The 7,939-nt window shown below is 61.2% G+C and carries 7 protein-coding genes; 5 read left to right on the forward strand and 2 right to left on the reverse strand.

What is annotated here, in order from left to right; all coding sequences use genetic code 11:
• From sucB to Q0331_RS07435, 4 genes are all read left to right on the forward strand, one after another.
• The coding region (gene sucB / locus Q0331_RS07420) for a 2-oxoglutarate dehydrogenase, E2 component, dihydrolipoamide succinyltransferase (RefSeq protein ID WP_298075762.1) at window positions 1-1,355 on the forward strand (1,355 nt) is incomplete at its 5' end.
• Window positions 1,356-2,052: 697 nt separating this feature from the next.
• Window positions 2,053-2,757 (forward strand): lipoyl(octanoyl) transferase LipB, encoded by a 705-nt coding sequence (gene lipB, locus Q0331_RS07425; protein ID WP_298075763.1) that lies wholly within the window; start codon window positions 2,053-2,055, stop codon window positions 2,755-2,757.
• 73 nt (window positions 2,758-2,830) lie between these two features.
• Window positions 2,831-3,880: a lipoyl synthase gene (gene lipA / locus Q0331_RS07430; protein ID WP_298075764.1), complete on the forward strand. Its 1,050-nt coding sequence runs from the start codon at window positions 2,831-2,833 to the stop codon at window positions 3,878-3,880.
• An 84-nt stretch (window positions 3,881-3,964) separates the two neighbouring features.
• Window positions 3,965-4,744, forward strand: coding sequence for a DUF4191 domain-containing protein (locus tag Q0331_RS07435; protein WP_298075765.1), 780 nt, complete (start codon window positions 3,965-3,967; stop codon window positions 4,742-4,744).
• 3 nt (window positions 4,745-4,747) lie between these two features.
• Here Q0331_RS07435 and Q0331_RS07440 read toward each other — a convergent pair whose 3' ends face one another.
• A complete protein-coding gene (locus tag Q0331_RS07440; protein ID WP_239201294.1) occupies window positions 4,748-5,224 on the reverse strand; it encodes an RDD family protein in 477 nt (158 codons plus the stop codon).
• An 87-nt stretch (window positions 5,225-5,311) separates the two neighbouring features.
• Here Q0331_RS07440 and glnA point away from each other — a divergent pair, with 87 nt between their 5' ends.
• Window positions 5,312-6,814 carry a type I glutamate--ammonia ligase gene (gene glnA / locus Q0331_RS07445; RefSeq protein ID WP_367274973.1) on the forward strand — a complete coding sequence of 501 codons (1,503 nt, stop codon included), beginning with the start codon at window positions 5,312-5,314 and terminating at the stop codon, window positions 6,812-6,814.
• A 204-nt stretch (window positions 6,815-7,018) separates the two neighbouring features.
• On the opposite strand, the gene Q0331_RS10825 is transcribed toward glnA, so the two are convergent.
• Window positions 7,019-7,483, reverse strand: coding sequence for a DUF1772 domain-containing protein (locus tag Q0331_RS10825; protein ID WP_367274974.1), 465 nt, complete (start codon window positions 7,481-7,483; stop codon window positions 7,019-7,021).
• Window positions 7,484-7,939 lie beyond the last annotated feature (456 nt).

Raw genomic sequence — 7,939 nt, forward strand, 5'->3', positions numbered from 1 at the left:
GCGACAAGGTTGAGGTCGACGAGCCACTGCTCGAGGTCTCCACCGACAAGGTCGATACCGAGATCCCGTCCCCGGTCGCCGGCACCCTGGTTGAAATCCTGGCCAACGAGGATGACACCGTTGACGTCGGCGAGGTCATCGCCCGCATCGGCGACGAGGGCGCTGCCAAGTCCGACTCCTCTGACTCCGACTCCGGTTCCTCCAAGTCCGAAGAGTCCGACTCCGAGAACAAGGCCAAGAAGTCTGAGAAGGCCGAGGACAAGGCCGAGCCGAAGGCGGAGGAAAAGGAGGCTGAGGCTAAGCAGGCCGAGAAGAAGGCCGAGGCCAAGACTGAGGCAAAGTCCGAGACCGAGACTGACTCCAAGTCCGAGTCCAAGTCCTCCAAGCCGGCTGCAAAGCAGTCGAAGCCTGCCGAGGGCAACCTCCCCTACGTCACTCCGCTGGTCCGCAAGCTGGCTGAGAAGCATGGCGTCGATCTGTCGAGCGTCGAGGGAACCGGCGTCGGCGGCCGTATCCGCAAGCAGGACATCCTGGCCGCAGCAGAAGGCACTTCCGCTTCCGGCTCCTCCGCGAAGTCCGCTTCCCCGGCTGGCCCACGCGCTTCCTCCTACAAGGTCGACCCGGCCAAGCAGGAGCTGCGCGGCACCGTCAAGAAGGTCAGCCGCATCCGCGAGATCACCGCGAAGACCACCCTGGATTCCCTGCACGCTGCAGCTCAGCTGACGCAGGTCCACGAGGTCGACATGACTCGCGTTGCCGAACTGCGCAAGGCCAACAAGCAGGCCTTCGCCGACAAGCACGGTGTGAACCTGACCTACCTGCCGTTCTTCGCAAAGGCAGCGGTCGAGGCTCTGATCTCCCACCCGAACGTCAACGCTTCCTACAACGCGAAGACCAAGGAGATGACCTACCACGAGCAGGTCAACCTGGGCATCGCTGTCGACACGGAGGCTGGCCTGCTGAGCCCGGTCATCCACAATGCGCAGGACATGTCCCTGCCGGAGCTGGCCAAGGCCATCGTCGACATTGCTGACCGCGCGCGCAACAAGAAGCTGAAGCCGAACGACCTGTCCGGTGGCACCTTCACCATCACCAACATTGGTTCCGAGGGCGCCCTGACCGATACCCCGATTCTGGTTCCGCCGCAGGCTGCCATGATCGGCACTGGCGCCATCGTGAAGCGCCCAGTGGTGCTGAGTGAGGACGAGGGCGAGGCTATCGCCATCCGCCAGATGGTCTTCCTGCCAATGACCTACGACCACCAGGTCATCGACGGCGCCGACGCAGGCCGCTTCATGTCCACCCTGCGTGACCGCCTGGAGAACTCGGACTTCACCGAGGACCTGGAGCTCTAAGCTAGGCGCTAGCTGCGGCCAGGCTGCGCTGGTGCTGGGCTAGGCTGCGCTGGCAATACTGGCTGCAGCCGGCTAGTACCAGTCGCCAGTTTGCTGGCCACGCTGAGCCGCAGCCAGCTAGCCACCGCTTCAAGCAACCTGACCAGGTAAAACGCCGGCCCCGCTTCCTGCGGGGTCGGCCTTCTGTGTTGTTGGGTGCAGTAGCCCCAGGCAGGAGCTCCGGATATTATCCCCGGACAGTGGCTCCGGATATTCCCCCCCCGGAGGCTTCAATCCCACCAGCCTCAAACCCAATACCCGTCTCCAAGCCGCCCTCTCACCTCAAAAATCCCTCTCGAGCAGCCTCCCAGTCCCTCAAATGTCGCTAGATCGAGAAGACGTTAAAGACAATGAGTTGCATCTGCACAAAAATGCAGGTCAGAGAGTTTCGCCAAAGCTGATTCCGGCTTCAGTTTTGACTAATTCCCGATTCAGCGACATTCGAGGGTATTTAGCGCGCGCCAGCCGCCGGAGGCACCAGTATCAACGTCACCACCTGACACATCCAGCACCATCAGAAACTTCAACCTCAGCGGCGGTAGCGCCCGGAGCCTGCGGAACAGCGCCCAGCACCACCATCTGGCACCGGGGCGCCTGCATCAGCACCACCATCCAGCACCCGGCAGCACCAACAAACCACTGGAGTATCATCGCCACCATGGGATTCCAGCAAGGCAGCATCCGCAAAGCAAACATTGGCGACACCGCCATCGACATCCGCGACCTCGGCACCGTGGACTACGAGGAGACCTGGCACCTCCAGGCAGACCTCGCCGCCCAGCGCGCCGAAGAGAAAACCCCAGACACCATCCTCCTACTCCAGCACCCGCCGACGTACACTGCCGGCAAGCGCACCGAGGATTCCGACCGCCCCACCAACGGCCTTCCAGTCGTCGACGTCGACCGCGGAGGCCGCATCACCTGGCATGGACCCGGCCAGCTGGTCGCATACCCCATCATCAAGCTGGCCGACCCAGTGGACGTGGTCGATTATGTCCGCCGCCTGGAGCAGGCGCTTATCCAGACTTGTGAAGATCTTGGCCTGCACGGCACCGGCCGCGTAGAGGGGCGTTCGGGCGTGTGGCTGCCTGCGGGCGTCATTAATGGCGAGCTTAAGCCCGCACGTAAGATCGCCGCGATCGGCATCCGCGTGACGCGCGGCGTGACCATGCACGGAGTGTCCCTGAATTGCGACAACACCATGGAGTATTACGACCACATTGTGCCTTGTGGGCTGGCGGATGCGGGAGTCACGACGCTCACCGAGGAGCTGGGGCGTGATGTTAGTGTTTCTGACGCCTACTCGTCCCTCGCCCGCAACCTCGTTGACGCTTTGAACGGCGACTTGCCGGTGCATTCCTAGGAGAAATTCCCGCCCGGCACCGGCGAAAACCTGAGGTGGATTCCTATGCGGCACCCAGCGTAGGCTAGTCGGCATGAGTGTGACCGCAGATGGACGCCGGATGCTCCGCATCGAGGCGAAGAATGCCGAAACCCCCATCGAGTCGAAGCCTCGGTGGATCCGCACGACCGCGAAGGTCGGCCCGGAGTATCGGGATATGAAGAATCGCGTGAAGGGCGCTGGTCTGCACACCGTGTGCCAGGAGGCTGGCTGCCCGAATATCAACGAGTGTTGGGAGGACCGCGAGGCGACGTTCCTCATCGGCGGCGATACGTGTTCTCGCCGTTGTGACTTCTGCCAGATTAAGTCCGGCCGCCCGTCCCCGCTGGACCGGGACGAGCCGCGCCGCGTGGCGGAGAATGTCCGCGAGATGGGCCTGCGCTACGCCACCATCACCGGCGTGACGCGCGACGACCTGGATGATGAGGGCGCGTGGCTGTATGCCGAGGTTGTGAAGAAGATTCACGAGCTGAACCCGAACACGGGTGTGGAGAATCTGACGCCCGATTTTTCCAACCGCCCGGAGCTGCTGAAGGTCGTCTTCGATTCCCAGCCGGAGGTGTTTGCCCACAACCTGGAGACGGTTCCGCGCATCTTTAAGCGCATCCGCCCGGCCTTTAAGTACGACCGTTCCCTGGAGGTCATTCAGGCGGCGCACGATTATGGTCTGGTGACGAAGTCCAACCTGATCCTGGGCATGGGTGAGGAGAAGGATGAGGTCCGCGCCGCCATTAAGGACTTGGCGGACGCTGGCACCGACATTCTGACGATTACCCAGTACCTGCGCCCGTCCTCGATGCACCACCCGATTGAGCGTTGGGTGAAGCCGGAGGAGTTCATGGAGCACTCCGACGCAGCCTACGAGCTGGGCATCAAGGCTGTTATGTCCGGCCCGTTGGTGCGTTCCTCTTACCGCGCTGGCCGCCTGTACGCACAGGCCAAGCAGGCTCGCGGCGAGGCTATCCCGGAGAACCTAAAGCACTTGGAGGAGACTCTGGATTCCACCACGTCGCAGGAGGCCTCTACCCTACTGGAGCGCTACGGCGCTTCGGAGGACACGCCGGTCACCGCGTCGCGCCGCTAACGCTGGCGCTTAACTGCGCGCGGCCAGGAGTATCACGGCGGGGCACTTTCGCCCCGCCTTTATTCATGCCTTATTGTTGAATCCATGGCGAAGGATAAAAAGGACGTAAGGGTCAAGGAAGAAAAGAAGGCCGCAAAGGCAGCGAAGAAGGAGCAGCGCAAGCAGACGCGCTCCCAGCTGTGGCAGGCCTTCAAGCTGCAGAAGGGCCGGGATAAGAAGCTTATCCCGTTCATGGTTCTGGCTTTCCTGATTCCCATTGTGCTGATGCTGCTGCTCAGCCTGGTTTTCGGCTGGTGGTGGCTGAATCTGATCGTGGGCATCATCATCGGCGCGATGGCGGCGATGTGGGTGTTCTCCCGCCGCTTGCAGTCCGGCGTGTATGACCAGATTGAGGGCGAGGCCGGAGCCGCCGCATGGGCTTTGTCCAACATGCGTGATGGCGTGGGCATGAAGTGGATTACGGAAAATGGCGTGGCGTCCAACACCCACATGGACGCAGTGCACCGCGTGGTAGGCACCCCCGGCATTGTGCTGGTCGGCGAAGGCGCACCGCACCGTCTGAAGCCGATGATGGCGCAGGAGCGCAAGAAGCTTGCGCGCATCGTGGGCAAGACCCCGATCTACGACGTGGTCGTCGGCGACGGCGAGGGTCAGGTGCCGGTGAAGAAGCTGCAGAACCACCTGATGCGCCTGCCGCGCAACATTAAGAAGAATGAGGTGGACGCCCTCAATTCCCGCGTCGAGTCGATCTCGCGGCTAAGCAACCCGAACAACAACATGCCGAAGGGTCCGATGCCGAAGGGCGCGAAGATGTCCGGCATGAACCGCCGCGCCCGCCGTGCGGCACAGCGCGGAAAGAAGTAACGCTTAGCGGCTGCGGATAACGGCCGTGCCGGTGGCGCGATCGTGCATTCCGCGGCCGTCCGTGTCTTGAATAATCGGGGGGAAGAGGAAGACCGTCAGTAGCGTGCGGACGACCGAGCGCCACAGGCCCACGCGCTCGTCGGGCTTGTCGATGCGCGCCACGCCGATGCCCACGATGGCGTGCCCCGGCGACTGGGCGAACAGCCAGACGGTCAGGATGCGCCAGATAATGAAGAAGATCATCGCGGCAGTGGCGGAATCACCCAGCACGTCCGTAGTGGAAGTAACGAACCAGGCAAGGCCGTAGCAGGCCAGCCAGTCGATTAGTAGTGCACCCAGCCGGGGGAACAAGGGGGACAGTGAGCCCGGGCCTTCTTTGGGCAATCCTAAGCGGGCGCCGGGGTACGGGCTGAGTTCGGCGAGGTCTTCGTTTTCGCCTGGTACAAGGGGGCCTTCAAGCCAGCTACGCGATTCACTCATGATGGTCTAGAGCCTAGCTGGCTGTTGATTTGTGGCACAATTTTGCAAATCTTTACCTGAATCGGCGCCCAGTATGCGTAGGATCGATTGTGTTGCTTTTATATATTGTCGCAACAGTTTGAGATTCCAACTGCAAGGAACGGAAGAAATACAGTGCCATTCAAGACCGCAGAAGAAGTTGCCAAGTACATCAAGGACAACGACGTCGAGTTCGTGGACGTTCGCTTCACCGATGTTCCCGGTATCGAGCAGCACTTCACCATCCCGGCTTCGGAATTCGACGAGGGCGCTATAGAAGAGGGCCTGGCCTTCGACGGGTCGTCCGTGCGTGGCTTCACCACCATCGAAGAGTCGGATATGAACCTGCTGCCGGACCTGGCGACCGCCAAGATCGATCCGTTCCGCAAGGCCAAGACCCTGAACGTGAAGTTCTTCGTTCACGATCCGTTTACCCGCGAGCCGTTCTCCCGCGACCCGCGTAACGTTGCCCGCAAGGCGGAGCAGTATCTGGCCTCCACCGGTATCGCGGATACCTGCTTCTTCGGCGCGGAGGCAGAGTTCTACCTCTTCGACTCCGTCCGCTACGAGGCAGAGACCAACCGCGCTTTCTACGAGCTGGATTCCGTCGAGGGCTGGTGGAACCGTGGTGCAGAGGTCAACCCGGATGGCTCCACCAACCTGGGCTACAAGACCCGCATGAAGGGCGGCTACTTCCCTGTCGCTCCGTACGACCACTACCAGGATCTGCGCGACGATATGTCCCGCAACCTGACGAACGCTGGCTTCAAACTGGAGCGCGCACACCACGAGGTCGGCACCGGCGGCCAGCAGGAGATCAACTACGAGTTCAACACCCTGCTGCACGCTGCGGATGACCTGCAGTCCTTCAAGTACATCATCAAGAACACCGCTTGGCAGGCCGGCAAGTCTGCGACCTTCATGCCGAAGCCGCTGGCTGGCGACAATGGTTCGGGTATGCACGCTCACCAGTCCCTGTGGAAGGACGGCGAGCCGCTGTTCTACGACGAGTCCGGTTACGCCGGCCTGTCCGACATTGCCCGCTACTACATCGGCGGCATCCTGAAGCACGCTGGCGCTGTGCTGGCCTTCACGAACCCGACGCTGAACTCCTACCACCGTCTGGTTCCGGGCTTCGAGGCTCCGATTAACCTGGTGTACTCGCAGCGTAACCGTTCCGCTGCGGTGCGCATCCCGATCACGGGCTCCAACGCGAAGGCGAAGCGCATTGAGTTCCGCGCTCCGGACCCGAGTGGTAACCCGTACTTCGGCTTCGCCGCGATGATGCTGGCCGGCCTGGATGGCGTGAAGAACCGAATCGAGCCGCACGCTCCGGTCGACAAGGACCTGTACGAGCTGCCGCCGGAGGAGGCTAAGGACATTCCGCAGGCTCCGACCAGCCTGGAGGCTTCCCTGAAGGCTCTGGAGGAGGACAACGAGTTCCTGACCGAGGGCGGCGTGTTCACCGACGACCTGATCGACACCTACATCGCCTACAAGTACGACAACGAGATTGCACCGGTTCGCCTGCGCCCGACGCCGCAGGAGTTCGAGATGTACTTCGACTGCTAAGGGCTGCTTTTAGCTGCTCTAGCTGTTTGACGCCGCCGGTCACAGATCGGCCGCACTACCCCACCCGTGAGCTTTTGGGCTCGCGCGGTGGGGTTTATCGGTATCTGCAACAGTTGCGCCCTTTGCTTGGAAGTCTCTCCCCGAGGTGCCACCCGCTTTCTCGCTGCCACTCGTCCACTGGGCGTTTGTAGGAAACTTGGTCGTTTAGTACACCCACAACGCCGCCGCACAGCACGCGAGCGCAACACAACTGGCAATGGTTCGGACGCGGTGTGCACGTTGCCACGGTTGTGAGAACGCATCCCAGGCGTGTTCGGGCGGTAATTCCGTACGAGCCAGTTCTTCGTTGAGTGGGACATTCCTTGTTCTCGTGATCAGAATGACGCCCAGGAGCTGAATACCTGCCGAAAGGCCAAGCAACACGGAAGCGGTGGGAGCTTGCACTACCGCGCACGCGACCGTTCCTACAACGCAGACAACTGGAGACGCGAAGAATGGTATCAGGAAAGCCGGAGTCAGCACTGACTCGTTGAGCGAACGCATGGACGTGACAGCGACAGCAGGTGGCGCCTTGTCCAACGCGGGTAGCACGATGATCCCCCACGTACACCAGAAGCCCGCCAGCAGGGCAGTCAGACAAGTCGCGAGAAGAATAATGATCACAGTCATGACTGTTTTACCTCAGTTGGGAGCGCACCGGTGTTGCCGACATCGTATCTCGAACCTGCGAACGCGACAACGAGATCGCACCTGTTCGCCTGCGCCCGACGCCGCAGGAGTTCGAGATGTACTTCGACTGCTAAGGGCTGCTTTTAGCTGCTCTAGCTGTTTGACGCCGCCGGCTGCTTATCGGCTGATGGCACAAACTAAGCGGTGATGACCTGCGAGCTGGCAGGTTGTCACCGTTTTTGTTTTTATGACGCCACCTCGTGGATGTCGCTCGAGGGATGTGATTCACTCGCCCTCTCCCCTACTTAACAGAACCGGTTGACTTGAAAGCCTCGACGAAGGACCTATTGCGTCGAACTGAGAATCAAGATGAGAAGTGGTGGGTGTGACTTTAAACTGTGGTTGTCACTCAACGAAAGGCACCACGTGATCACCACTCGTCGTCGTACACTCCTC

Origin of the sequence: uncultured Corynebacterium sp. (assembly GCF_937999985.1) — a bacterium.
GTDB lineage: Bacteria > Actinomycetota > Actinomycetes > Mycobacteriales > Mycobacteriaceae > Corynebacterium.

What these genes read in the sequence shown, in the direction of transcription:
- Q0331_RS10825 (WP_367274974.1), bottom strand. Translation starts at nt 7,483, where the DNA reads ATGACTGTGATCATTATTCTTCTCGCGACTTGTCTGACTGCCCTGCTG.
- lipB (WP_298075763.1), top strand. Translation starts at nt 2,053, where the DNA reads ATGGGATTCCAGCAAGGCAGCATCCGCAAAGCAAACATTGGCGACACC.
- lipA (WP_298075764.1), top strand. Translation starts at nt 2,831, where the DNA reads ATGAGTGTGACCGCAGATGGACGCCGGATGCTCCGCATCGAGGCGAAG.
- Q0331_RS07440 (WP_239201294.1), bottom strand. Translation starts at nt 5,224, where the DNA reads ATGAGTGAATCGCGTAGCTGGCTTGAAGGCCCCCTTGTACCAGGCGAA.
- Q0331_RS07435 (WP_298075765.1), top strand. Translation starts at nt 3,965, where the DNA reads ATGGCGAAGGATAAAAAGGACGTAAGGGTCAAGGAAGAAAAGAAGGCC.